Source organism: Pseudomonas sp. NBRC 111124, assembly GCF_001320245.1.
In the GTDB taxonomy this organism is placed as follows: domain Bacteria; phylum Pseudomonadota; class Gammaproteobacteria; order Pseudomonadales; family Pseudomonadaceae; genus Aquipseudomonas.
Window position 1 is genome coordinate 179209 of sequence record NZ_BCBA01000027.1, and the last position, 22306, is coordinate 201514.

The 22306-nt window shown below is 63.2% G+C and carries 24 protein-coding genes; 8 read left to right on the forward strand and 16 right to left on the reverse strand.

The genetic code is table 11. The features are described 5' to 3' along the window. Positions 1–23 precede the first annotated feature (23 nt). From holA to APH28_RS11805, 3 genes are all read left to right on the forward strand, one after another. Positions 24–1061, forward strand: coding sequence for a DNA polymerase III subunit delta (gene holA / locus APH28_RS11795; protein ID WP_060509509.1), 1038 nt, complete (start codon positions 24–26; stop codon positions 1059–1061). Between the two features lie 108 nt (positions 1062–1169). Continuing rightward, on the forward strand, positions 1170–1334 hold the full coding sequence (gene arfA / locus APH28_RS11800; protein ID WP_003257578.1) for an alternative ribosome rescue factor ArfA: 165 nt from the start codon (positions 1170–1172) through the stop codon (positions 1332–1334). Positions 1335–1394: 60 nt separating this feature from the next. Then, positions 1395–2711: a lytic murein transglycosylase gene (locus tag APH28_RS11805; protein WP_060509511.1), complete on the forward strand. Its 1317-nt coding sequence runs from the start codon at positions 1395–1397 to the stop codon at positions 2709–2711. 116 nt (positions 2712–2827) lie between these two features. Here APH28_RS11805 and APH28_RS11810 read toward each other — a convergent pair whose 3' ends face one another. The 13 genes from APH28_RS11810 to APH28_RS11870 form a co-directional block, all read right to left on the reverse strand. After that, complete coding sequence (locus tag APH28_RS11810; protein WP_060509513.1) at positions 2828–3766, reverse strand: LD-carboxypeptidase; 939 nt, start codon at positions 3764–3766, stop codon at positions 2828–2830. 82 nt (positions 3767–3848) lie between these two features. Further along, positions 3849–4865: a lipoyl synthase gene (lipA, locus tag APH28_RS11815; protein ID WP_060509515.1), complete on the reverse strand. Its 1017-nt coding sequence runs from the start codon at positions 4863–4865 to the stop codon at positions 3849–3851. Between the two features lie 2 nt (positions 4866–4867). Beyond that, entirely contained in the window at positions 4868–5515 is a 648-nt protein-coding gene (gene lipB, locus APH28_RS11820; RefSeq protein ID WP_060509517.1) for a lipoyl(octanoyl) transferase LipB, read from the reverse strand. Then, the gene (locus tag APH28_RS11825; RefSeq protein WP_060509519.1) at positions 5515–5790 is read right to left on the reverse strand and encodes a DUF493 domain-containing protein; all 276 of its coding nucleotides are present in this window, start codon (positions 5788–5790) and stop codon (positions 5515–5517) included. Before APH28_RS11825 ends, lipB begins: the two co-directional genes overlap by 1 nt. 73 nt (positions 5791–5863) lie before the next feature. After that, positions 5864–7024, reverse strand: a complete 1161-nt coding sequence (locus tag APH28_RS11830; RefSeq protein WP_060509521.1) for a D-alanyl-D-alanine carboxypeptidase family protein — start codon at positions 7022–7024, stop codon at positions 5864–5866. 207 nt (positions 7025–7231) lie between these two features. After that, a complete protein-coding gene (locus tag APH28_RS11835) occupies positions 7232–8233 on the reverse strand; it encodes a septal ring lytic transglycosylase RlpA family protein (RefSeq protein ID WP_060509523.1) in 1002 nt (333 codons plus the stop codon). Continuing rightward, positions 8233–9243, reverse strand: a complete 1011-nt coding sequence (gene mltB, locus APH28_RS11840; protein ID WP_060509608.1) for a lytic murein transglycosylase B — start codon at positions 9241–9243, stop codon at positions 8233–8235. Before mltB ends, APH28_RS11835 begins: the two co-directional genes overlap by 1 nt. 17 nt (positions 9244–9260) lie before the next feature. Continuing rightward, positions 9261–10364 carry a rod shape-determining protein RodA gene (gene rodA / locus APH28_RS11845; RefSeq protein WP_050437190.1) on the reverse strand — a complete coding sequence of 368 codons (1104 nt, stop codon included), beginning with the start codon at positions 10362–10364 and terminating at the stop codon, positions 9261–9263. 38 nt (positions 10365–10402) lie between these two features. Then, positions 10403–12292 carry a penicillin-binding protein 2 gene (gene mrdA, locus APH28_RS11850; RefSeq protein WP_060509525.1) on the reverse strand — a complete coding sequence of 630 codons (1890 nt, stop codon included), beginning with the start codon at positions 12290–12292 and terminating at the stop codon, positions 10403–10405. A gap of 16 nt (positions 12293–12308) precedes the next feature. Next, positions 12309–12776 (reverse strand): 23S rRNA (pseudouridine(1915)-N(3))-methyltransferase RlmH, encoded by a 468-nt coding sequence (gene rlmH, locus APH28_RS11855; RefSeq protein ID WP_008090421.1) that lies wholly within the window; start codon positions 12774–12776, stop codon positions 12309–12311. Between the two features lie 9 nt (positions 12777–12785). Continuing rightward, positions 12786–13208 (reverse strand): ribosome silencing factor, encoded by a 423-nt coding sequence (rsfS, locus tag APH28_RS11860; protein WP_060509526.1) that lies wholly within the window; start codon positions 13206–13208, stop codon positions 12786–12788. A 44-nt stretch (positions 13209–13252) separates the two neighbouring features. Beyond that, entirely contained in the window at positions 13253–13912 is a 660-nt protein-coding gene (gene nadD, locus APH28_RS11865; RefSeq protein ID WP_060509528.1) for a nicotinate-nucleotide adenylyltransferase, read from the reverse strand. A gap of 1 nt (position 13913) precedes the next feature. Further along, the gene (locus APH28_RS11870) at positions 13914–15185 is read right to left on the reverse strand and encodes a glutamate-5-semialdehyde dehydrogenase (RefSeq protein WP_060509530.1); all 1272 of its coding nucleotides are present in this window, start codon (positions 15183–15185) and stop codon (positions 13914–13916) included. Between the two features lie 204 nt (positions 15186–15389). Here APH28_RS11870 and APH28_RS11875 point away from each other — a divergent pair, with 204 nt between their 5' ends. Then, positions 15390–16082, forward strand: a complete 693-nt coding sequence (locus APH28_RS11875; protein WP_060509532.1) for a DNA-3-methyladenine glycosylase — start codon at positions 15390–15392, stop codon at positions 16080–16082. A 3-nt stretch (positions 16083–16085) separates the two neighbouring features. After that, the gene (locus tag APH28_RS11880; protein WP_060509534.1) at positions 16086–17402 is read left to right on the forward strand and encodes a bifunctional DedA family/phosphatase PAP2 family protein; all 1317 of its coding nucleotides are present in this window, start codon (positions 16086–16088) and stop codon (positions 17400–17402) included. Positions 17403–17499: 97 nt separating this feature from the next. Here the strand turns inward: APH28_RS11880 and APH28_RS11885 are convergent, their stop codons facing one another. Genes APH28_RS11885 through APH28_RS11895 form a run of 3 tightly spaced genes read right to left on the reverse strand, consistent with a single transcriptional unit; the run spans position 17500 to position 19178 of the window. Beyond that, positions 17500–18090 carry an LON peptidase substrate-binding domain-containing protein gene (locus APH28_RS11885; RefSeq protein WP_060509535.1) on the reverse strand — a complete coding sequence of 197 codons (591 nt, stop codon included), beginning with the start codon at positions 18088–18090 and terminating at the stop codon, positions 17500–17502. 9 nt (positions 18091–18099) lie between these two features. Next, entirely contained in the window at positions 18100–18816 is a 717-nt protein-coding gene (locus APH28_RS11890; RefSeq protein WP_060509538.1) for an LrgB family protein, read from the reverse strand. Further along, positions 18813–19178 carry a CidA/LrgA family protein gene (locus tag APH28_RS11895; protein WP_060509539.1) on the reverse strand — a complete coding sequence of 122 codons (366 nt, stop codon included), beginning with the start codon at positions 19176–19178 and terminating at the stop codon, positions 18813–18815. Before APH28_RS11895 ends, APH28_RS11890 begins: the two co-directional genes overlap by 4 nt. A gap of 143 nt (positions 19179–19321) precedes the next feature. Between APH28_RS11895 and APH28_RS11900 the strand changes: the two genes are divergently transcribed. The 3 genes from APH28_RS11900 (at position 19322) to APH28_RS11910 (ending at position 22300) form a co-directional block, all read left to right on the forward strand. Continuing rightward, the gene (locus APH28_RS11900; RefSeq protein ID WP_060509541.1) at positions 19322–19777 is read left to right on the forward strand and encodes a MaoC family dehydratase; all 456 of its coding nucleotides are present in this window, start codon (positions 19322–19324) and stop codon (positions 19775–19777) included. 120 nt (positions 19778–19897) lie between these two features. Then, entirely contained in the window at positions 19898–21631 is a 1734-nt protein-coding gene (locus APH28_RS11905) for a C13 family peptidase (protein WP_060509543.1), read from the forward strand. Positions 21632–21658: 27 nt separating this feature from the next. Beyond that, complete coding sequence (locus tag APH28_RS11910) at positions 21659–22300, forward strand: oxidoreductase (RefSeq protein WP_060509545.1); 642 nt, start codon at positions 21659–21661, stop codon at positions 22298–22300. Positions 22301–22306 lie beyond the last annotated feature (6 nt).

Genomic DNA, 22306 nt, shown 5'->3' on the forward strand with positions numbered 1-22306 from the left:
ACTTCGGTGCCCCGCCTGCTCCCATGAAGCTCGCCCCCGCCCAACTCAACAAGCACCTGCAAGGTAGCCTGGCCCCGGTCTACGTGGTCAGCGGCGACGACCCGCTGCTGTGCCAGGAAGCCGCCGACGCCATCCGCAACGCGGCGCGTCAGCAAGGCTTCGACGAGCGCCAGGTGTTCAGCGCCGATGCCAACTTCGACTGGGGCACCCTGCTGCAAGCGGGTGCCAGCCTGTCGCTGTTCGCCCAACGGCGCCTGCTGGAGCTGCGCCTACCCTCAGGCAAGCCCGGTGACAAGGGCGCCGCTGCGCTCATGGAGTATTGTGCAAAGCCCGCCGAAGACACCCTGCTGCTGATCAGCCTGCCCAAGCTCGATGGCAGTGCGCAAAAGACCAAGTGGGGCAAGGCACTCATCGAAGGCACCCACTGCCAGTTCATCCAGATCTGGCCAGTGGATGCTCAGCAATTGCCTCAGTGGATCAACCAGCGCCTGGCCCAGGCCGGGCTGTCGGCCCAGCGCGATGCCGTTGACCTGATCGCCGCGCGGGTCGAAGGCAACTTGCTGGCCGCAGCCCAGGAGATCGAAAAGCTCAAGCTGCTGGCAGACGGCAACCAGATCACCGTCGAGACGGTTCAGGCTGCCGTTGCCGACAGTGCGCGCTTCGATGTCTTCGGGCTGGTTGATGCCATCCTCAATGGTGAAGCCGCGCATGCACTGCGTATGCTCGAAGGCTTGCGTGGCGAGGGCGTGGAACCGCCAGTGATTCTCTGGGCACTGGCCCGTGAACTGCGCCTGCTGGCCGGGCTGGCCCAGCAGTTCAGCCAAGGCGTGCCACTGGACAAAGCCTTCAGCCAGGCACGCCCACCCGTTTGGGATAAACGCCGACCGCTGGTCAGCAAAGCCCTTCAACGTCTCTCGGCGCAGCGTTGGGCTCAGCTGCTGCAGGATGCCCAGCGTATCGATGCGCAGATCAAGGGCCAGGCCGAAGGCTCGCCCTGGACTGGGCTATCGCGGTTGGCGCTGTTGATGGCAGGCCAGCGGCTGGTACTACCACCGGAGTAACCGGAGCTTATGCAGGCTCCTGCCCGGCCATATACACAATCAATTGGCCCCACCCTGCCCCAAGCCCTAAAGTCCGCCCGGTAATCCACCCAAGCCGGGAACCTCGCCATGAGCAAGAAGCCGAAAAAACACGGCCCCAACAAGGCCAAGTCGATCATCGCCCAACCGCTGTTCCGCTGCCGTCAGGAACAACCGAACAAGGGCAAAGGCAGCTACCGCCGCGAAGCCTTCCAATCGAGAGATTGGGAGGCTTCTTACTTTTTGGCCGCATGAAAGCATCGCAAGCGCAGGCATGGTATGGTCGGCACCTGACCTGCAATTCTGGATCTGTGCATGCTCTTGAGTCTTCTTCCCCGTTGGAATTCCCGCCAGTTGTTCGCGGCCTCCAGCTTCATCCTGCTCGTCGCCTGCGCGGAAAAACCCACCGCCGCCGACGCCCTGCCGCTGGCCCCCGCCCAGCCTGCGCCGGTCGTTACCCTGCCCGGTACCACGCCCGACGTCAGCACTGAAATCCAGCCCCTGCAAACCTTCGCCCAATGGCAAGCCGGTTTCCGCCAGCAGGCATTGCAGGCCGGCATCGCGCCGAACACCTTCGACCGCGCGTTCCTCGGCGTCACGCCAGACATGGACGTGATCAAGGCCGACCGCAGCCAGCCCGAATTCACCCGCCCGGTGTGGGAATACCTTGATGGCGCGCTATCGCCCCTTCGCGTGCGCAACGGTAAGAAACTGCTGGAGCAGAACGCCGAACTGCTGACCCGCATCGAGCAACGCTATGGCGTCGACCGCCAGGCACTCGTCGCTGTTTGGGGCATGGAGAGCAACTTCGGCCAGTTCCAGGGCAGCAAGTCTGTGATCCGCTCACTGGCGACCCTGGCCTATGAAGGTCGTCGGCCACAATTCGCCCAGGACCAGCTGATCGCCGCCCTGCAGATCATCCAGCATGGCGATATCCAGCCTGAGGCCATGCGCGGATCGTGGGCCGGGGCCATGGGCCAGACCCAGTTCATCCCGACCACCTACAACAGTTACGCGGTGGACTTCGACGGTGACGGCCGCCGCGACATCTGGAACAGCACACCCGACGCCCTGGCCTCAACAGCCAATTACCTGCAGAGCTCGGGCTGGAAGCATGGCCAACCGTGGGGCTTCGAAGTGCAGATACCGGCAGGTTTCGACTACTGGCAGGCCGACGGCGCGCTGCGCAAGCCGGTGTATGAATGGCTGCAGATGGGTGTAAAGCTACCGGCAGGCACCCAGCTGCCAGCCGGCAGCAACCAGCTGTCGGCTGCCCTGCTGTTGCCAGCCGGCGCCCGTGGGCCGGCGTTCCTGGTCCTGGACAACTTCCGCGCGATCCTCAAGTACAACAACTCGTCGTCCTACGCGCTGGCGGTGAGCTTGCTGGGTGATCGCTTCTCGGGTTGGGGCTTCATCAGCGGCAGTTGGCCGAAGGAAGACCTGCCGTTGAGCCGCAGCGAACGGATGGAACTGCAGAATCTGCTGAATGCCAGCGGCCATGAAGCAGGGAACCCGGATGGCATCATCGGGGCCAACACTCGCAAGGCCATTCGCAATGCCCAGCAGCAACTGGGGTGGCCGGCGGATGGCTATCCGACCCACAAGCTGCTCGACAGCCTGCGCCAGCGCTGAAGCCCCTGGGGCCGCATGCGGCCCATCGCGACACAAGGCCGCTCCTACAAGGAATCGCATTCTCTTGTAGGAGCGGCCTTGTGTCGCGACTGGGCTGCGAAGCAGCCCCGGCGATCTCAGCCCTTGAACAGATCGTGACCCAGCACCAATTTCTGCTTCCCACTGTCCAGCCTCACCCAGGCCCCCAACGGCAAGCACACATTCGGGTCACAATGCCCACTGCGCCACCCGGCCAGCACCGGCACGCCCAGCCGCCCGAATGTCTCCTCCAACAGCGGCGTCAATGCCGCCACGGTAATCCCGGCAAAATCCCCTACCAGCACGCCCTTGATGCCCTCCAGCTTGCCTGCCAGGCGCAAGTGGGTCAGCAACCGGTCCACCCGATAAAGCGGCTCGTTGACGTCCTCGATGAACAGGATGCAGCCCTGGGTATCAATCTCCGCTAACGTCCCCAGGGTTGCGCTCAGCATCGACAGGTTGCCACCAAGCAAGCGCCCACTGGCGGCACCGGGTACAACGCAATTCAAGGCGAATTCGGACGGATGGACAATTTCATCCCCGCCCCTCAGAAGCCCGCCCAATTGGGCCAGCAGCGACGACTCGGTCGGCTGCAACTTGGCGCCCAACAAGTCGGCATTGAGCATCGGGCCGTGGAAGGTGATCAGCCCGGTACGCTGGTAGATGGCCGTGTGCAGTGCGGTGATGTCGCTGTAGCCGACCAGCGGCTTGGGGTTGCGGCGGATCAACTCGAAATCCAACCGGTCGAGCAACCGCATGCTGCCATAACCCCCGCGCATACAAAGGATCGCGTCGACCTCCGGGTCGGCAAAGGCCGCATGCAGGTCCTGCAAGCGCTGCTCATCGCTACCGGCCAGGTAACCCTCGGCCTGATGAACACCCGGGTAGATCCGGCAGCGGTAGCCACGCTCGGCGAACCACTGGCCGGCCTTCTGTGCATCCAGGCGCGCCGGCCCTGCCGGGGCAACAATGGCGAAGCAGGCATTGTTCGCCAGCGCCCTGGGCAAACGGGATTCCATGGTTTCAGCGCAGTTCATCGCAGCTCCTTTCTGTACCGCAAAAACAAAAATGCCGATGCCGCCTTTCAGCGTGCATCGGCATGTTCAGCTCAAGCCCGGATCAGAGCTTGATCTTGGCTTCGTGAGCCTGCTGGTCGGCGTGGTACGACGAACGTACCAACGGGCCGGACGCGACGTTCTTGAAGCCCATCTTGTAACCTTCCTCGGCGAACCAGGCGAAGGTGTCCGGGTGGACGAAACGCTGCACCGGCAAGTGGCTACGCGATGGCTGCAGGTACTGGCCGAGGGTCAGCATGTCGATGTCATGCTCGCGCATGCGGTGCATGACCTCGATCACTTCCTCGTCGGTTTCGCCCAGGCCCAGCATCAGGCCCGACTTGGTCGGCACGTGCGGAACCATCTGCTTGAACTTCTGCAGCAGATCCAGCGACCAGTCATAGTCCGAACCCGGGCGCGCGGCCTTGTACAGGCGCGGTACGGTCTCGAGGTTGTGGTTGAACACGTCCGGCGGCGTTTGCGCGGTGATTTCCAGGGCGACGTCCATGCGGCCACGGTAGTCCGGCACCAGGGTTTCCAGCTGCACGCCCGGCGACAATGCGCGGATTTCGCGAATGCAGTCGGCGAAGTGCTGGGCACCGCCATCACGCAGGTCGTCGCGGTCCACCGAGGTGATCACCACGTATTTCAGGCGCAGGTCGGCGATGGCCACGGCCAGGTTTTTTGGCTCGTCCAGGTCCAGCGGCTTCGGCCGACCATGGCCGACGTCGCAGAACGGGCAGCGACGGGTACAGATGTCACCCATGATCATGAAGGTTGCGGTGCCACCGGAGAAGCACTCGCCCAGGTTCGGGCAGGACGCCTCTTCGCACACACTGTGCAGCTTGTGCTTGCGCAGCAGCTGCTTGATGCGGTCGACTTCCGGCGATACCGGGATGCGCACGCGAATCCAGTCTGGCTTTTTCGGCAGCTCGTCGGTGGGGATGATCTTCACCGGGATGCGCGCAACCTTTTCGGCGCCACGCAGTTTTACCCCAGCTTCCACTTTCTTCGGCGCTGGGCGCGCGGTGGCATCCTGGGTAGGTATCAGGTTCGGCACGGCTTCTTGCACAGTTGTCATATTCAGTCGATTCCGCCCGTGAGGGTCGTCTGCTCAGCATAGTCGAGGTGCTTGACCAGCTGTCCGCGCAGCCTTGTCCTGACCTCGTCGAGTTCGATCGGGCCTGCCAGGTCGCGCAGCTGGGTCATGGCCAGCCCCGCATACCCGCAGGGGTTGATTCGGCGGAATGGCGCGAGGTCCATGTCCACGTTCAGAGCAAGGCCGTGGAAGGAACGGCCGTTGCGGATTCGCAGGCCGAGGGAGGCGATTTTCGCTCCGTCGACATAGACACCCGGCGCATCGGGTTTGGCCACGGCGGTTACGTCATAGCTGGCAAGCAGGTCGATCAGGGTCTGCTCGATTCGGCTCACCAGCTCGCGCACGCCATAGCCCAGGCGGCGCACATCCAGCAGCAGGTAGGCCACCAACTGCCCGGGGCCATGGTAGGTCACCTGGCCACCGCGGTCGGTCTGCACCACCGGGATCTCGCCCGGTACCAACAGGTGCTCGGCCTTGCCGGCCTGGCCTTGGGTGAAGACCGCGGGGTGCTCGACCAGCCAGATTTCGTCCTGGCTGTCCGGGCTACGCTGCTCGGTGAAGCGACGCATGGCCTCCAGCACCGGTTCATAGGGCTGCAGGCCAAGCTCGCGAATACCGAGGCAACGCGACATCAGAGCACCATTTTCACGATGCCGGTGGCACGCAAGGCACTGTTGATGTCGTGCAGTTGGTCTTCGCTTTCAGCGATGATATGCAACTGCACGGTGGTGTACTTGCCTTCCTTGCTCTGGCGCTCGGCCAGCGTGGCAAGGTCGACCTTGGCATGCTTGCTGAGGATCTCGATCACCGTGTCCCTGAAGCCGACAACGGTATCGCCGATTACCTTGATCGGGTAATCGTCGCAGGGGAATTCGATCTTGTGCGACTTGACGTCTGGTTCGCTCATGGCGGAAACGGCCTCGTAAGCCGTGGCAACAACAACGCCCCCGCAGGATGCGCGGGGGCTTGCAGGTCACGTATCAGTTGAACAACCCGTAGAAGAATAGACGGATGCTATCCCACATACGGCGGAAGAAACCACCTTCCTCGACGCCATCAAGGGCGATCAGGTCGGCGCTGTGAACCACGTTCTCGTCCAGTTTGACTTCCACTTTGCCGATCACGTCACCTTTGGCGATCGGTGCGGTGAGCTGCGGGTTCATGGTCATCGAAGCCTGCAGACGCTTCAATTGGCCTTTAGGCATAGTCATGGTCAGGTCGTCAGCCAGGCCAGCCTTGACTTGGCTGGTAGCGCCCTTCCAGACCGGCGCCTGGGTGAGTTCGGTGCCCTTCTGGTAGAAGGTCTGGGTTTCGAAGAAGCGGAAGCCGTAAGTCAGCAGCTTCTGGGTCTCGGCAGCGCGGGCTTGTTCGCTGTTGGTGCCGAACACCACGGCGATCAGGCGCTGGCCGTCACGTACGGCCGAAGCCACCATGCAGTAACCGGCTTCTTCGGTGTGGCCGGTTTTCAGACCGTCGACGGTCTTGTCACGCCACAGCAGCAGGTTGCGGTTCGGCTGCTTGATGTTGTTCCAGAAGAACTCTTTCTGCGAGTAGATGGCGTAGTGGGCCGGGTCGATGGTGATGATCGCGCGGGCCAGCAGCGCCATATCGTGAGCCGAGGAGTAGTGCTCCGGGTTCGGCAGGCCGGTCGGGTTCATGAAGTGGCTGTTGGACATGCCCAGCTCGGCAGCGGTCTTGTTCATCATGTCGGCGAAGGCGTCTTCGCTGCCGGCGATGTGCTCAGACAGGGCAACCGAGGCATCGTTGCCCGACTGGATGATGATGCCGTGCAGCAGGTCGCTCACGGTGACCTGGCTACCGACCTTGATGAACATGCGCGAACCGCCGGTACGCCAGGCGTTTTCGCTGACGGTGACCGGGTCGTTCTCGCCGATCTGGCCACGACGGATGTCGACAGTGGCGATGTAGGCGGTCATCAGCTTGGTCAGGCTGGCTGGCGGCAGACGCTCGTCACCGTTGTTCTCGACCAGCACGTTGCCGCTGGACGCGTCCATGAGTACGTAGGACTTGGCTGCCAGTTGCGGTGGCGCCGGCATCATCTGCTCTGCTGCAAAGGCAGCAGGCGTGAGCATCAGCAGTACGGGCAGGCAAAGTCGTTTGGCAAGGTTGGTGATGTTCATCCGTCTCTCGAAAATCGCTAATGGTCTGATGTTCCGTGGGCCACATCGTGTGCCCAGCGCCAGTCAGTCTAGTTTTGGTGGCCATGGACGGCCCACAAAGTGCGTCGTTATGACGCTGCGGGCAAAAGCCGACATTGTACATGGCCGGGGCTGGCAATTCATGACAAAACCGACAGTTTGTGGGGGTCAAAGCCCCCACAGCAACGGTCAATCAGCTGTGACCAGCTTGGCCTGCCCAAGGTTCGCCAGGCGAATGCTGTTTTGTGCCTGCTGGATCTCGCCCTGGCTGCTGAACGGCCCCAGGCGCACGCGGTGCAGGGTTTGCTGGTTACGCACGATGGAGCTGATGAATACCGGCGCGCTGACCATGGTGCTCAGCTTGGAGCGCAGCAGTTCGGCGGCATCCGGGTTGGCAAAAGCGCCAACCTGCAGCACGTTGCCCCCGCTGGCGGCTGCCACACTGTTGCCGCCCACCTGCACCGGTACCACCGGCGCCGCGTGCTGCTGTGGCGGCGGGGTCCATTGCTCGACCCGCCCGGTGCTGGCTGGAATCGCCTGGGTCTGCGCGACCTGGGGCTCTTTGAGCATCAGCGGCGGCTGTTGGCCCTTCTGTGCCCACCATTGCTGCGGGTCGATGCCCTCGACCCGCACGTGCGCAGTGCCGATCTCGGCGTAGCCGAGCTTTTTCGCCGCAGCGTAGGACAGGTCGATGATGCGGTCGGAGTAGAACGGCCCACGGTCATTGACCCGCAGGATCACACTGCGGCCGTTGGCCAGGTTCGTCACCTTGACGTAAGCCGGCAGCGGCAGGGTCTTGTGCGCCGCGCTCATGCCATACAGGTCGTAGAGCTCGCCGTTGGCAGTGTTCTGGCCGTGGAACTTGGTGCCGTACCACGACGCGGTGCCCTCGGCGCGATAGTTGCGCGCGTCCTGCATCGGGTAGTAGGTCTTGCCCAGCACGGTGTACGGGTTGGCCTTGTAGGCGCCGGTATGCAGGGTCGGCGTGGCATCGGGGATCTTGTTGACGTCCACATCCCACCACGGCGCACCGTCCTTGTGGGCACGGTTGATGTCCAGGCCGGGCTGCGAACGGACGACGTTGCCACTGGCCTGGGAGGGCGGACGGCTGGAGGAACAGCTGACCAGCAGCATGCCGACAGTCATGCAGGTCAGCAGCTTGAAGGTATTGGCAGAGAAGATCGCGCGCATTACTTGACGCCCCGTACTTGGACCAGCTGTTGCGCAAGCTGATGCACCGCCATGGCATACATCACGCTGCGGTTGTAGCGAGTGATCGCGTAGAAGTTCTTCAGGCCCATCCAGTACTCGGGGCCGTTGTCGCCTTCCAGGCGGAAAGCGGTAACCGGCAGATCATCGCGCAACGCATCATGGCTCGACCAGCCCAGCGCCCGCAACTCCCCGACCGTTTTCACCGGCTCAATGCCGGTGGTCAGGCCCTGATCGGCCTGCGGGCCTGCGACCTGGGCACGACTGACCACACCCTCACCGGCCACCCAGCCATGGCGCTTGAAGTAGCTGGCCACGCTGCCGATGGCATCGTCAGGGTTGTTCCAGATATTGATGTGGCCATCGCCGTCGAAGTCCACGGCGTAGTTGCGGAAGCTGCTCGGCATGAACTGCGGCAGGCCCATGGCACCGGCGTAGGACCCCTTGAGGGTGAGCGGGTCGACCTGCTCGTCACGGGCCAGCAACAGGAACTCGCGCAGCTCCTTGCGGAAGAATTCGGCGCGCGGCGGGTAGTCGAAGGCCAGGGTCGACAAGGCATCGATGACCCGATAGTTGCCGGTATTACGGCCGAAGAAAGTCTCCACACCGATGATCGCGACGATGTACTGCGCAGGCACGCCATATTCGTGCTCGGCACGGGCCAGTACCGCCTCGTGCTGGCGCCAGAAGTCCACACCACGGGCAATGCGCGCGTCGGTGATGAACATCGGCCGGTATTCCTTCCACGGTTTGACCCGTTCGGCCGGGCGCGAAATCGCGTCGAGGATCGACTGCTTGCGCTGTACCTCGCGGAATACACCGTTCAATTGCTCAGGGGCAAACCCGTAGTCGCGGCTCATCTGGACAACGAACTCGGTCACTTTCGGCGAGCCGTCGTAATCGCCGGCACGAGCCAGCTGTACAGCGCCGAACAGGCCCACCGCGCCAACCCACGGCGCACAACGGGCAGCCCAGTTACGCACTGCTTGCATGAAATTCTTCACCTTATTCAAACCTGTGCAATCCATTTGCGGTGCGTATGGATCGACATTAGAACGCCAAACGCTGACAGCAGCGTCACCAACGATGTTCCGCCATAACTGATAAAGGGCAGCGGCACACCCACCACGGGCAGAAGGCCGCTGACCATACCGATATTGACGAACACGTACACAAAGAAAGTCATGGTCAGGCTGCCGGCCAGCAGCTTGCCGAACAGGGTCTGCGCCTGCGCGGTGATCATCAGGCCGCGGCCGATCAGCAGCAGGTAGACGATCAGCAGCAGGCAGATACCGACCAGGCCGAACTCCTCGCCAAGCACCGCGATGATGAAGTCGGTGTGGCTTTCCGGCAGGAAGTCCAGGTGCGACTGGGTACCGAGCAGCCAGCCTTTGCCGAACACGCCGCCGGAGCCGATCGCGGCCTTCGACTGGATGATGTTCCAGCCGGTGCCCAGCGGGTCGCTTTCCGGGTCTAGGAAGGTCAACACCCGCTGCTTCTGGTAGTCGTGCATCACGAAGAACCACATCGCCACCGCCACGGGCACCGTCGCCGCGAGCACGCTGAGAATCCAGCGCCAGCGCAGGCCACCCATGAACAGCACGAATGCGCCGGAAGCGAGAATCAGCAACGCCGTACCCAAGTCAGGTTGGCGGACGATAAGAATGAACGGCACGCCAATCAACACCAGGCTTATTGCCACGTGTTTCAGGTGCGGCGGCAAGGTGCGCTTGGAGAGGTACCAAGCGATGGTCGCCGGCATGATGATCTTGAGGAATTCCGAGGGCTGGAAGCGGATCACCCCGGGGATGTTGATCCAGCGCGTGGCACCCATGGCGTTGTGGCCCATGACGTCCACCACCACCAACAGGAATACCCCCACCAGATACGCCAACGGCACCCAGCGCGCCATGAAGCGTGGCTCCAGCTGGGCGATGACGAACATCGAGACCAGGCCGATGCCGAACGAGGTGGCCTGCTTGAGCAGCAGGTCCCAGTTCTTGCCACTGGCCGAATAGAGAACGAACAGGCTGCCGGCCGCAAGGGTCAGCAGGATGATCAGCAAGGGGCCGTCGATGTGGATGCGCTGCAGGAAGCTGGCGCGTCGACGCATCACGTCCTCGCTGGAGAGCATGCGATCGAAATTGTTCTTCACGGGGCCGTTTCCTGGGCAACGGTAGTAGGCGCGAATTCAGTCTTGAGCCGGCCGCTCTCGTCGAGCAGCCAGGCATCCATGATCTGTCGCACGACAGGCGCGGCAACGCCGGAGCCGGACTCACCGTTCTCGACCATCACCGAGACCACGATCTTCGGATCGTCGGCCGGGGCGAAGGCGACGAACAGCGCGTGGTCGCGGTGGCGTTCCTGGAGTTTGTTGCGGTCGTACTTCTCGCCCTGCTTGATCGCCACCACCTGGGCGGTACCGCTCTTGCCGGCGATGCGGTACTGGGCGCCGGCCGCAGCCTTGCGCGCGGTACCACGGGCGTTGTGCATCACCTGCTCCATGCCGTGGGTGACCTTGGCCCAATCAGACTTGTCGCGAAGAACGATGTCTTCCATCGGGTTAGGGTCCACCGGCGGCTGGCCTTCGATGGTCTTGGCCAGGTGCGGGCGGTTCCACACACCCTTGTTGGCGATCAGCGCGGTGGCCTGGGCCAGCTGCAACGGCGTGGCCTGCATGTAGCCCTGACCAATACCGAGGATCAGCGTTTCACCCGGGAACCAGGCCTGGCGGCGGGTGGCGCGCTTCCACTCGCGCGACGGCATCAGCCCGGGCGACTCCTCGAACATGTCGAGGGCGACTTTCTGGCCGATGCCGAACTTGTTCATGTAGCTGGACAGCCGATCGATACCCATCTTGTGGGCAAGGTCGTAGAAGTAGGTGTCATTGGAGCGCATGATCGCGGTGTCCAGATCGACCCAGCCGTCCCCGGTGCGGTTCCAGTTACGGTATTTGTGATCGTAGTTGGGCAACTGGTAGTAGCCCGGGTCGAATACCCGGCTGCCGGCGTTGACCACCCCGCTGTCGAGGCCGGCAATGGCCACCGCCGGCTTGATGGTCGAGCCCGGTGGGTAAAGGCCGCGTAGCACGCGGTTGAACAGGGGCCGGTCGATCGAGTCGCGCAGCTCGGCATAGGCCTTGAAGCTGATGCCGGTAACGAACAGGTTGGGGTCGAAGCTTGGCTGGCTGACCATCGCCAGTACCTCACCGGTACGCGGGTCGAGCGCCACCACCGCGCCACGACGCCCGCCCAGGGCGGCCTCGGCGGCCTCCTGCAGCTTGATGTCGAGGCTCAGGATGATGTCCTTGCCAGGTTTCGGGTCGGTGCGCTTGAGCACCCGCAGCACGCGGCCCCGGGCGTTGGTCTCGACCTCTTCGTAACCCACCTGGCCGTGCAGCTCGGGCTCGTAGAAGCGCTCGATGCCGGTCTTGCCGATGTGGTGGGTACCGCTGTAGTTGACCGGGTCGAGGGTTTTCAGCTCTTTTTCGTTGATCCGCCCGACATAGCCGACCGAATGGGCGAAATGCGCGCCTTGCGGGTAGTGGCGCACCAGCTGGGCGACCACCTCCACCCCCGGCATGCGGAACTGGTTGACCGCCACGCGGGCGATCTGCTCTTCGTTCAGCTCGAACAGGATCGGTACCGGCTCGAACGGCCGGCGCCCCTGCTTCATGCGTTTTTCGAACAGCGCCCGATCATCGGGCGTGAGCTCCAGCACCTCGACGATGGTATCCAGCACTTCCTGCCAGTTACCCGCACGCTCGCGGGTCATCGACAGGCTGAAGCTGGGCCGGTTGTCGGCAATGATCACCCCGTTGCGGTCGAAGATCAGCCCGCGGGTTGGAGGAATCGGCTGCACATGCACCCGGTTGTTCTCCGACAGCGTCGAGTGATAGTCGTACTGGATGATCTGCAGGTAGTACAGCCGCGCAACCAGTACGCAGATGAGCAGGATGACCGCCACCGCGCCGACCACGACGCGGTTACGCACCAGGCGGGCGTCTTTCTCGTGGTCCTTGAGACGGATCGGCTGCGACATCGGACTGCTTACAGGCTCATTTGTGGTAAGGGTGCCCGGACAAAACCGTCCAGGCGCGGTAGATCTGCTCGCCGATGAGTATCCTTACCAACGGGTGCGGCAAGGTCAGCGGCGACAGCGACCAACGTTGCTCGGCGCGCGCACAGACCTCAGGCGCCAGCCCTTCCGGGCCGCCCACCATCAAATTCACCGTGCGCGAGTCCAGCCGCCAGCGGTCCAGCTCGGTCGCCAGCTGCTCGGTACTCCAGGGCTTGCCATGGACCTCAAGCGTGACGATGCGTTCCCCAGGCTGAACCTTGCTCAGCATGGCTTCGCCCTCCTGACGGATCAGGCGGGCGACGTCGGCATTCTTGCCACGGGTGTTCAGCGGGATTTCCACCAGCTCGAGCGACAGTTCCTGGGGCAGGCGCTTGGCATATTCATGCCAGCCTTCCTCGACCCACTTGGGCATGCGCGAGCCGACCGCGATCAGGCGAAGACGCACGACGCTTCCTTAATCCCGGTCTTTGAGCTTGTCGGTGAAGTAGTCGCTGGCGTTTTCCGGGCTGTGGTGCTTGGCATCAGCGGCACGGCTCTGCTCGGCACCCATCCACAGACGCTCCAGGTCGTAGAACTGGCGGGCAGCGGCGGTCATCATGTGCACGATGACGTCGTTCAGGTCCAGCAGTACCCAGTCGCTGTCGCCCTTGCCTTCTTCACCCAGAGGCTGCGCGCCTTCTTTCTTGACCGCTTCACGGACCTTTTCCAGCATCGCGTTGATCTGGCGGTTGGAGGTACCGGTGGCAATGATCATGTAGTCGGTCAGGCTGTGCTTGTCGCGCACGTCGATGACCTGAATGTCCTGGGCCTTGACGTCTTCCAGGGCGCTGACGGTCAGTTTGACCAGTGCTTCGCCATTGATTTTCTGCTTGCTCATATAAAACTCTTCAACTCGTTTGAATGAGGCGCCTTGAGGCACCGTCAGTTAGGGGCACGATACAGTTCATGCGCCTCGATGTAGGCCAGTACGGCGTCCGGCACCAGGAACCTCACCGATTTGCCGCTGGCCAGCAGCTGTCGGATCTGTGTAGCCGACACCGCGAGCGGTGTCTGCCAGACGAACGAAATATTCCCCGCCGGGCCGGACATGGCGGTGGGATCGCTCTCCGAGCGCGCAGCCAGCAGGTTGCGCAGCTCGTCAGGGGGTTCAACGTCGGCATCCGGGCGTTGCAGCACCAGGATGTGACAGTGTTGCAGCAATTCTTCCCAGCGGTGCCAGGTGGGCAGGCCGCAGAAGGCATCCCAGCCCAGCACCAGGAACAGCTGATCGTCGACGCCCAGTTCGGCGCGGATCGACTCCAGCGTGTCGATGGTGTACGACGGCTTGTCGCGTTCGAGCTCGCGGGCATCGACGCTCAGGCAGGCGACGCCCTGTACCGCCTGGCGCACCATGGCCAGCCGGTCCTGCGCCGCCACCTGTGGCGTATCCCGGTGTGGCGGGCGGGCGTTGGGCAACAGGCGCAGCTCATCGAGCGCCATGAACTCTGCCACTTCAAGCGCGCTGCGCAGGTGGCCGATGTGCACGGGGTCGAAGGTACCGCCAAGAATGCCGATGCGCCGGACTGCCTGGGCCTTGCTCAACTCAGCAGGACTCCTGGCCACGCAGCTGGCCGTCACCGATCACCACGTACTTCTCGCAGGTCAGGCCTTCCAGGCCGACCGGGCCGCGGGCATGCAGCTTGTCGGTGGAAATGCCGATTTCCGCGCCCAGGCCATACTCGAAGCCGTCGGCGAAGCAGGTCGGGGTGTTGAGCATCACCGATGCCGAATCGACCTCGGCGATGAACTGACGAGCCTGGCCCTGGTGTTCGGTGATGATCGAGTCGGTATGGTGCGAGCCGTACTGGTTGATGTGCTCGATGGCCTGGTCCAGGCCCTCGACGACGCGGATCGACAGGATCGCGTCGAGGTACTCGGTGTGCCAGTCCTCTTCGGTGGCCGGCTTGGCATCGATCAGCGCGCGGGTACGCTCGCAGCCTCGCAGCTCGACGCCCTTCTCCTGGAAGCGGCGGGCCATTTCCGGCAGGAAGCCTTCAGCCACGCGCTGGTCGACCAGCAGGGTTTCCATCGCGCCGCAGATACCGTAGCGGTAGGTCTTGGCGTTGAATGCCACGCGCCAGGCCTTGTCCAGGTCGGCGTGCTCGGCGACGTAGACGTGGCAGATGCCGTCCAGGTGCTTGATGACCGGCACGCGGGCATCGCGGCTGATTCGCTCGATCAGGCCACGGCCGCCGCGCGGCACGATGACGTCGACGAACTCGGGCATGCTGATCAGCGCGCCAACCGCTTCACGGTCAGTCGTCTCGACAACCTGTACCACTGCAGCCGGCAGGCCCGCCGCCGCCAGGCCACGCTGGATGCAGATGGCGATGGCACGGTTGGAGTGGATAGCTTCGGAGCCACCACGCAGGATGGTGGCGTTACCCGACTTCAGGCACAAACTGGCGGCATCAATGGTCACGTTCGGGCGCGATTCGTAGATGATCCCAATCACCCCCAGCGGCACGCGCATCTTGCCAACCTGGATGCCCGACGGGCGGTAGCTCATGTCACGCACCGCGCCAACCGGGTCCGGCAGGCTGGCCACCTGGCGCAGGCCGGTAATCATGCCGTCGATGCGCGCCGGGGTCAGCGCCAGGCGGTCGAGCAGGGCCGGTTCAAGGCCATTGGCACGGCCAGCAGCCAGGTCCAGTTCGTTGGCGGCGGCGAGCTCGGCACGGGCCGCGTCCAGCGCGTCGGCAGCCGCCTGCAGGGCGCGGTTTTTCTGCGCGGTGCTGGCACGGGCAATCACCCGCGAGGCCTGGCGAGCGGCGTGACCCAGGCGGGCCATGTAGTCAAGAACGGACTCAGTCATGGGTTCGGTGTCTTGGCGAAGGGGAAATCGGCTGATTATAACTGTCGCGCAGGTATACGCCCAGCGGCGGGTGGCGGATGGTAGAAAATGGCTGACAAGATTCCATAGGAAAGATGTAACCGCGCTTATCGAACTGTCTCGGTTCAGCCTCGATTAAGCCATTCATTGCTATCATCCCGCCTTTAGTTGCCACGAACCGCCAGCATGCCAGCCTCAGCTCCCTGCCCTGCACGCGCCCTCCCCGACAGTTTCTTCGACCGCGACGCCCAGACGTTGGCCAAAGCGCTACTGGGCAAGGTCATCCGGCATCGCCACGGCAACCTGTGGCTGGCCGCACGGATCATCGAAACCGAGGCTTACTACCTGACCGACAAGGGCAGCCACGCGTCGCTGGGCTATACCGAGAAACGCAAGGCGCTATTCCTCGATGGCGGGCACATCTACATGTATTACGCCCGCGGCGGCGACTCGCTCAACTTCAGCGCCCAGGGCCCAGGCAACGCCGTGCTGATCAAGTCCGCCTACCCATGGGTCGACGCCATCTCCGACGCCAACAGCCTGGCGCAGATGCAGCTGAACAATCCCGATGCCAGTGGCAACCTGCGCCCGCCCGAGCGCCTGTGCGCCGGGCAGACCCTGCTGTGCAAGGCCATGGGCCTGAAAGTGCCCCACTGGGACGCGCAACGCTTCGACCCTGAACGCCTGTACGTCGAGGACTGCGGCATCGCCGTACCACGGGTGGTCCAGGCCGCGCGCCTGGGCATTCCTCACGGCCGTGACGAGCACCTGCCGTACCGCTTCGTCGATGCCGAATTTGCCCGTTTCTGCACCCGGAACCCGCTGCGCCGGGGCCAAGTCGAAGGGCAAGATTTTTTCATACTTGAACAAGGAAGCTGAAACATGGGCCAATGGCTCGACAGCCTGACCGGCTGGCTCAGCGCCAACCCGCAGTGGCTTGGCGTGGCGATTTTCCTGGTGGCCTGCGTGGAATGCCTGGCGATCGCCGGCATCATCGTGCCTGGTACGGTACTGCTGTTCGCCGTTGCCGTGCTGGCCGGCAGTGGTACATTCAGCCTGGGCGAAACCTTGCTGCTGGGGTTCCTCGGCGGCCTGCTCGGTGACGCGCTGTCGTACACCATCGGCAAGTATTTCCACCAGAACATCCGCCGCCTGCCTTTATTGCGCCACCACCCGGAATGGATTGGCAGCGCCGAGGCCTACTTCCAGCGCTACGGCATCGCCAGCCTGCTGGTCGGCCGCTTCATCGGCCCCCTGCGGCCGATGCTGCCGATGGTCGCCGGGATGTTCGACATGCCGCTACCGCGCTTCATCGCGGTCAGCCTGGTGGCAGGTGCGGGTTGGTCGGTCGCCTACCTGCTGCCAGGCTGGGCCACCGGTGCGGCCATGCGCCTGCCGTTGCCGGAAGGCTTCTGGCTGGATGCGGGCATCATCGCCGGCACCTTGGCGGTGCTGATCGGCCTCAGCCTGAACAGCAGCCTGCGCGATCAGCGTCATGGCACCCGGTTGATTGCCGGCCTCAGTTTCATCGCCTTGGCGGCAGTGTTTCTGGGCTGGCCCTACCTGCAGGCGTTCGACCAAGGGGTGATGACCTTGGTGCAGGAGCACCGCAGCAAGCTGATCGACGGCAGCGTGGTCATCGTGACTCGGCTGGGCGACTTCAAGACTCAGTTTTTCCTGGGTGGTTTGCTGACCGGCTTGCTGCTGTTGGCGCGGCAGTGGCGTCACGCCTTGTTCGCGGGCGGTACGCTGATCGGCACGGCATTGGCCAATGGCACGTTGAAATGGCTATTCGCCCGCGCCCGCCCGGAGGTCCTGAGCGACCCGCTGACCAGCTACAGCATGCCCAGCGGGCACAGTTCGGCGTCGTTCGCGTTCTTCCTGACAGTGGCCGTGCTGGCGGGGCGCGGCATGCCACCGCGCATGCGCCTGACTTGGGTCATGCTGGGCTGCATTCCGGCACTGGCGATTGCCTTGTCGAGGGTGTACCTGGGGGCGCATTGGCCAACCGACATCATGGCCGGGGCCTTGCTGGCCTGTTGCGTGTGCGCACTGAGCCTGACACTGGTGCAGTATCGACAGCCGCTGACTGCACTGCCGCAGAAGGTGTGGTGGCTGGTGTTGCCGGCGTGTATCGCCTTGCTGGCGTTCTTCGCCATGCATGCGCTGCCCCACGCCCTGCTGCGTTACCAGTATTGAGATAAGCCTGCACCGGCCTCTTCGCGGGCAAGCCCGCTCCCACAGGGTTGGGAGCGGGCTTGCCCGCGAAAGGGCCGGCACAGATGACTGAGATCAATCAGGCAAACAACTCACCCTGAATCCGCTCCAGCAGCTTCTGGATCTCTTCCAGCCGCTGCGCTGGCGAGTCGATCGCCAGCAGATCCAGCTTGTCCTCTTCCATGAACGGCAACAGGTATGCCAGCTGGTTGGCCAGCGCCTGGCGCCCGTCGACATCCCGCGGCATGTCCAGTGCCTCGACCATCGGGTGCTCGCCCAGCGCCACCAGCAGCGCCAGCAAATCATCATCCTGCTCTGCCAGAGGACTGTCCGGCTGCTCCGCCAGCCAATGCACCTCGCCCACCAGTAACTGGTCCTTCTGGACTTCGGTCTGGCTCAGCTCGAAGCGCCGGACACCTTCCACCCGAATGCCCAGCAAGCCGTTGTCCTGCTGGACGAAGTCACGAATCATCGCCTCGCAGCCGATCGATGCCACTACCGGTGGCGCCTTGCCGACCTGCTCGCCTTCGACGATGCACACCACGCCAAAGCCGGTACCCTGTTTCATGCAGCGGCCAATCATGTCCAGGTAGCGCGCCTCGAAGATCTGCAAATCGAGCAGGCAACCAGGAAACAACACGGTATTGAGGGGAAACAGCGGTAGCGTCATCACAACTCCTCAAGCCACCAGGCTGACCGCCAACGGCAGGAACACCGCCGTGGCCACCCCCATCAGGCTCATCGCCAGCGCGGCAAAGGCGCCGCATTCGTCACTTTCCTGCAAGGCCACCGAGGTGCCCACGGCATGTGCCGTTACCCCCAGCGACATACCACGCGCCTCGGGGCTATGTACACCCAACCGGGTCAACAGCGCCGGGCCGAAGATCGCTCCGATCACCCCGGTAATCAAGACGAACACGGCCGCCAACGCCGCCACACCACCAATCTGTTCGGCCACCAGCATGGCGATCGGCGAAGTGACAGATTTGGGCGCCATGGTCATCAGGATCATGTGCTCGGCACCGAACCACCAGCCCAGCAGCAGGCAGCAGACCGTAGCGAACAGCCCTCCGACTACCAGCGTAGTAAATGTCGGCCAGAACAGCTGCCGGATACGCCGCAGGTTGAGGTAGAGCGGCACCGCCAGGGCCACGGTGGCGGGGCCGAGAAGGATGTTCATGATCTCGGTGCTCTTGCGGTATTCGACGTAGCTGATGCCGCACGTCAGCAGTACGCCGATCACCAGCAGCATCGACACCAGCACCGGTTGCAGGAAAATCCAGCGGGTCTTCTCATAGGCTGCCAGCACGATCTGGTACGCGCCCAGGGTGATGCCGATGCCGAACAAGGGATGGTGGATGACGGCATCGAGCGCGCCTTGCCAGTCAACCATCATGGCTGCTCCTCGCGCTTGCCGTGCTGGCGGTTGATGAGCTTCTGCATCAGCAAACCGACGAACACCAGGGTCACCAGGCAGGAAATCAGCAAGGCGCCAGCAATCGCCCAGAAATCTGCGGCAATGTCCTTGGCGTAGACCATCACGCCCACCGCCGGTGGCACCAGCAGCAGTGGCAGGTAACGCAGCAAGCTACCGGCTGCCTCGTTCAGGGGCTTGCCGACCTCGCCACGGGCCATGAGGAAGAACAGCAGCAGCAACAGGCCGATGATCGGCCCCGGGAGAATCGGCACGCACAAGTGATTGAGCGCTGTACCCAGCAGCTGAAACAGCACCAGCCAGGTCAAACCACGCAACAGCATAAGGATCTCCTTCAGGCATGCCGGCCATTATAAACACGCGCGACCTATAAGCCGATATTCGCCGAAAAGCGGGCATCTTGACTGAAACGGTTCGCCGTGCTGATCTTGTACGCTCGCACCAGATGACAATCTTGGAGAGTCGCATGCCCCATGTACCGGTTAACGAGCTGTCGCAGTACGTTGGAAAGGAGCTGGGACGCTCCGACTGGCTAAAGATCGACCAGCAGCGCATCAACCTGTTCGCCGAAGCCACCGGCGATTTCCAATTCATCCATGTCGACCCGGAAAAGGCGGCGCAGACCCCGTTCGGCACCACCATTGCCCACGGCTTCCTGACCTTGTCGCTGATCCCCATGCTGATGCTGGATATCCTGGTGCTGCCTGAGGGCGTGAAGATGGTGGTCAATTACGGGCTGGACAGCGTGCGCTTCATTCAGCCGGTGAAGGTCGACAGCCAGGTGCGGCTGAAGGTCGACCTGAGTGAAGTGACCGAGAAGAAACCGGGGCAATGGCTGCTCAAGGCCACCGTTACTATGGAGATCGAAGGCGAAGAAAAACCGGCCTACATCGCCGAACCCCTCTCGCTCTGTTTCGTCTGACCATCCCGCCTCTTCGCGGGCCAGCCTGCGAAGAGGCGCACACCGATTTCGATTGGATCACAGATACCTCCGCCCCACATTCTGCGGCATACTCGGCAGACTTTTTGCCCGGATTCCGCCATGCGTCCACTGCTCCCCCTCGCGCTGACCCTGATGCTCGCTGCCTGTGGCGATGGTGAGTCGTTGTCCCCGCCCGATGCGCGCCTGCCCGATGGCGGGCGTTACCGGGGCCAGGTGGTCGATGGGCTGCTGCAGGGCGAGGGGCGCATCGACTACCCCAACGGCAGCTGGTACGCGGGCGACTTCAAGGACGGCCAGTGGCATGGCCAGGGTGAATGGCATGGCAGCAATGGCGAGGTTTACCGTGGGCAGTTCGACAAAGGCCTGTTCCATGGCCTGGGCGACCTGACCACCCCGGGCAGCCACTACGCCGGCACCTTCAGCCACGGCCGGCGTGACGGCGAAGGCAGCCTCAAGCAGGCCGACCAGAGCTACCGCGGCCAATTCAAGGACGACCAGTATGACGGCGCAGGCGAACTCGAGATGGCCGACGGCAGCCGTTACCAGGGCCTGTTTGCCAAGGGCAAGCCAAACGGCGCGGGTGTGCGTAGCGATGCCAGCGGCAACCAGTTCAGCGGTCGCTTCGTCGATGGCCAGTTGCAAGGCAGCGGCACCTACGAGAGCGTCGATGGCGAGCAATACATCGGTGAATTCAAGGACAACCGCCTGGAAGGCCGTGGCCGCTATGAAAATGCCGACGGCGACGTGTGGATCGGCAACTTCAAGGATGGCTCGCTGATCGGCGAAGGCGAATTGCTCGGCAGCGACGGCAGCCACTACAAAGGTACATTCGTCGATTGGCGCCTGTCTGGCCAAGGCACCCTGCAATTGCCTGATGGCAGCAACTACGTAGGCGGTTTCGACAGCGATGCCTACCAGGGCCACGGCAAGCTCACCCTGGCCAGCGGCCAAGTCGAAAGCGGCTTCTGGGCCAACGGCGTGCGCGTGCGTGACCAGAAGGGCAAGCTACTGCCCGACCCGCTGGACCTGGCCCTGCTCAACCAGGGCCGCCTGCTCGACGAAGCCTTGGCCCGGGTACCGCGCTCGGCGCCGCCTGTCCAGCTGTACAGCCTGGTCCTGGCCGGCGATGGCCAGCAGAGCGTGTTCCTGCGCGAGGCCGACTATGTCAGCAACCTGCTCAAGGTGCGTTTCGGTGCTCGTGGCCAAATCACCCTGGTCAACCACCGCGACCAAATGACCACCCGCCCCATGGCAACCCGCGAGAACCTCACCCGCGCCGCCCGCACCCTGGCCGAACGCAGCGGCCCGGAAGATCTGATCTTCATTTACCTGACCAGCCACGGCAGCCAGGACCACCAGTTGGTGCTGGACCAGCCGCGCCTGCAACTGGCCGACCTGTCCGCCGACGAACTGGCCAGCGCCCTGGCTCCGCTCAAGGACCGCGACAAGATCATTGTCATCTCCGCCTGCTATTCAGGTGGCTACATCGCCCCGCTCAAGGATGACCGCACGGTGATCATGACCGCGGCACGTGCAGACCGGGTGTCGTTCGGTTGTTCGGAAGAAGCTGACTTCACCTACTTCGGCGACGCCCTGTTCGCCGAAGCCCTGAACCAGACCGACGACCTGAAACAAGCGTTTGAACTGGCGCGTACCAGTGTTGCCGAAAGAGAACAAAGGGAAGGCTTCGAGGCCTCTGAACCGCAATTCTGGGCGCCGCCCGCAGTACTGGCACACTGGCAGCAACTGCGTAAGCACCAGGCCGAAGAAGCCTTGCGTAATGCGGCACAGGCCAAGGCGGAGGAACAGGCAAAATCGCCTGCCAGCCGCTAAGCTTATGTGTAACAAGGGAGAGACATCATGTATTTGACGCCTCAGCATGTCCTGCTTGCCGGTGCTACCGGCCTTACCGGTGAGCACCTGCTCGACCGCCTGCTCAACGAACCCACCATCAGTCGCGTGCTGGCACCGACGCGCCGGCCACTGGCCGAGCACCCTCACCTGGAAAACCCGGTGGGCGACCCGGCAGTGTTTCTCCCGCAACTGGCCGGTCGCGTCGATATCGCCTATTGCTGCCTGGGCACCACCCTCAAGCAGGCGGGCTCGGAGCAAGCATTCCGTGCCGTGGACCTGGACATGGTCGTGGCCTTCAGCAAACGCGCACGGGAAATGGGTGCGCGCCATCTGCTAGTGGTCAGCGCCCTGGGTGCCGACCCCAACTCGTCGATCTTCTACAACCGGGTCAAGGGCGAGATGGAAGAAGCGCTCAAAGCTCAGGACTGGCCACAACTGACCATCGTGCGGCCGTCGCTGTTGATCGGAGAGCGGGTAGAACCACGCTTGGGCGAGAAACTGGCGATGCCGTTTTCGAAGTTGATACCCGGTAAATATCGGGGGATTGAGGCCTGCACCCTGGCCCGGGCCTTGTGGCGCTTGGCGCTGGAAGAAGAGGACGGAATCCGGATTATCGAGTCCGATGAGCTGCGTAAGCTCGGCAAGTAATAACCT

Coding starts and splice junctions, on each gene's coding strand:
- APH28_RS11885 (WP_060509535.1), bottom strand. CDS start 18,090: ATGACGCTACCGCTGTTTCCCCTCAATACCGTGTTGTTTCCTGGTTGC.
- APH28_RS11805 (WP_060509511.1), top strand. CDS start 1,395: ATGCTCTTGAGTCTTCTTCCCCGTTGGAATTCCCGCCAGTTGTTCGCG.
- APH28_RS11810 (WP_060509513.1), bottom strand. CDS start 3,766: ATGAACTGCGCTGAAACCATGGAATCCCGTTTGCCCAGGGCGCTGGCG.
- mrdA (WP_060509525.1), bottom strand. CDS start 12,292: ATGTCGCAGCCGATCCGTCTCAAGGACCACGAGAAAGACGCCCGCCTG.
- APH28_RS11910 (WP_060509545.1), top strand. CDS start 21,659: ATGTATTTGACGCCTCAGCATGTCCTGCTTGCCGGTGCTACCGGCCTT.
- holA (WP_060509509.1), top strand. CDS start 24: ATGAAGCTCGCCCCCGCCCAACTCAACAAGCACCTGCAAGGTAGCCTG.
- APH28_RS11890 (WP_060509538.1), bottom strand. CDS start 18,816: ATGATGGTTGACTGGCAAGGCGCGCTCGATGCCGTCATCCACCATCCC.
- mltB (WP_060509608.1), bottom strand. CDS start 9,243: ATGCAAGCAGTGCGTAACTGGGCTGCCCGTTGTGCGCCGTGGGTTGGC.
- APH28_RS11905 (WP_060509543.1), top strand. CDS start 19,898: ATGCGTCCACTGCTCCCCCTCGCGCTGACCCTGATGCTCGCTGCCTGT.
- APH28_RS11895 (WP_060509539.1), bottom strand. CDS start 19,178: ATGCTGTTGCGTGGTTTGACCTGGCTGGTGCTGTTTCAGCTGCTGGGT.
- APH28_RS11835 (WP_060509523.1), bottom strand. CDS start 8,233: ATGCGCGCGATCTTCTCTGCCAATACCTTCAAGCTGCTGACCTGCATG.
- arfA (WP_003257578.1), top strand. CDS start 1,170: ATGAGCAAGAAGCCGAAAAAACACGGCCCCAACAAGGCCAAGTCGATC.
- rsfS (WP_060509526.1), bottom strand. CDS start 13,208: ATGAGCAAGCAGAAAATCAATGGCGAAGCACTGGTCAAACTGACCGTC.
- APH28_RS11900 (WP_060509541.1), top strand. CDS start 19,322: ATGCCCCATGTACCGGTTAACGAGCTGTCGCAGTACGTTGGAAAGGAG.
- lipB (WP_060509517.1), bottom strand. CDS start 5,515: ATGTCGCGTTGCCTCGGTATTCGCGAGCTTGGCCTGCAGCCCTATGAA.
- lipA (WP_060509515.1), bottom strand. CDS start 4,865: ATGACAACTGTGCAAGAAGCCGTGCCGAACCTGATACCTACCCAGGAT.
- APH28_RS11870 (WP_060509530.1), bottom strand. CDS start 15,185: ATGACTGAGTCCGTTCTTGACTACATGGCCCGCCTGGGTCACGCCGCT.
- APH28_RS11880 (WP_060509534.1), top strand. CDS start 16,086: ATGGGCCAATGGCTCGACAGCCTGACCGGCTGGCTCAGCGCCAACCCG.
- APH28_RS11830 (WP_060509521.1), bottom strand. CDS start 7,024: ATGAACATCACCAACCTTGCCAAACGACTTTGCCTGCCCGTACTGCTG.
- rodA (WP_050437190.1), bottom strand. CDS start 10,364: ATGCGTCGACGCGCCAGCTTCCTGCAGCGCATCCACATCGACGGCCCC.
- APH28_RS11825 (WP_060509519.1), bottom strand. CDS start 5,790: ATGAGCGAACCAGACGTCAAGTCGCACAAGATCGAATTCCCCTGCGAC.
- APH28_RS11875 (WP_060509532.1), top strand. CDS start 15,390: ATGCCAGCCTCAGCTCCCTGCCCTGCACGCGCCCTCCCCGACAGTTTC.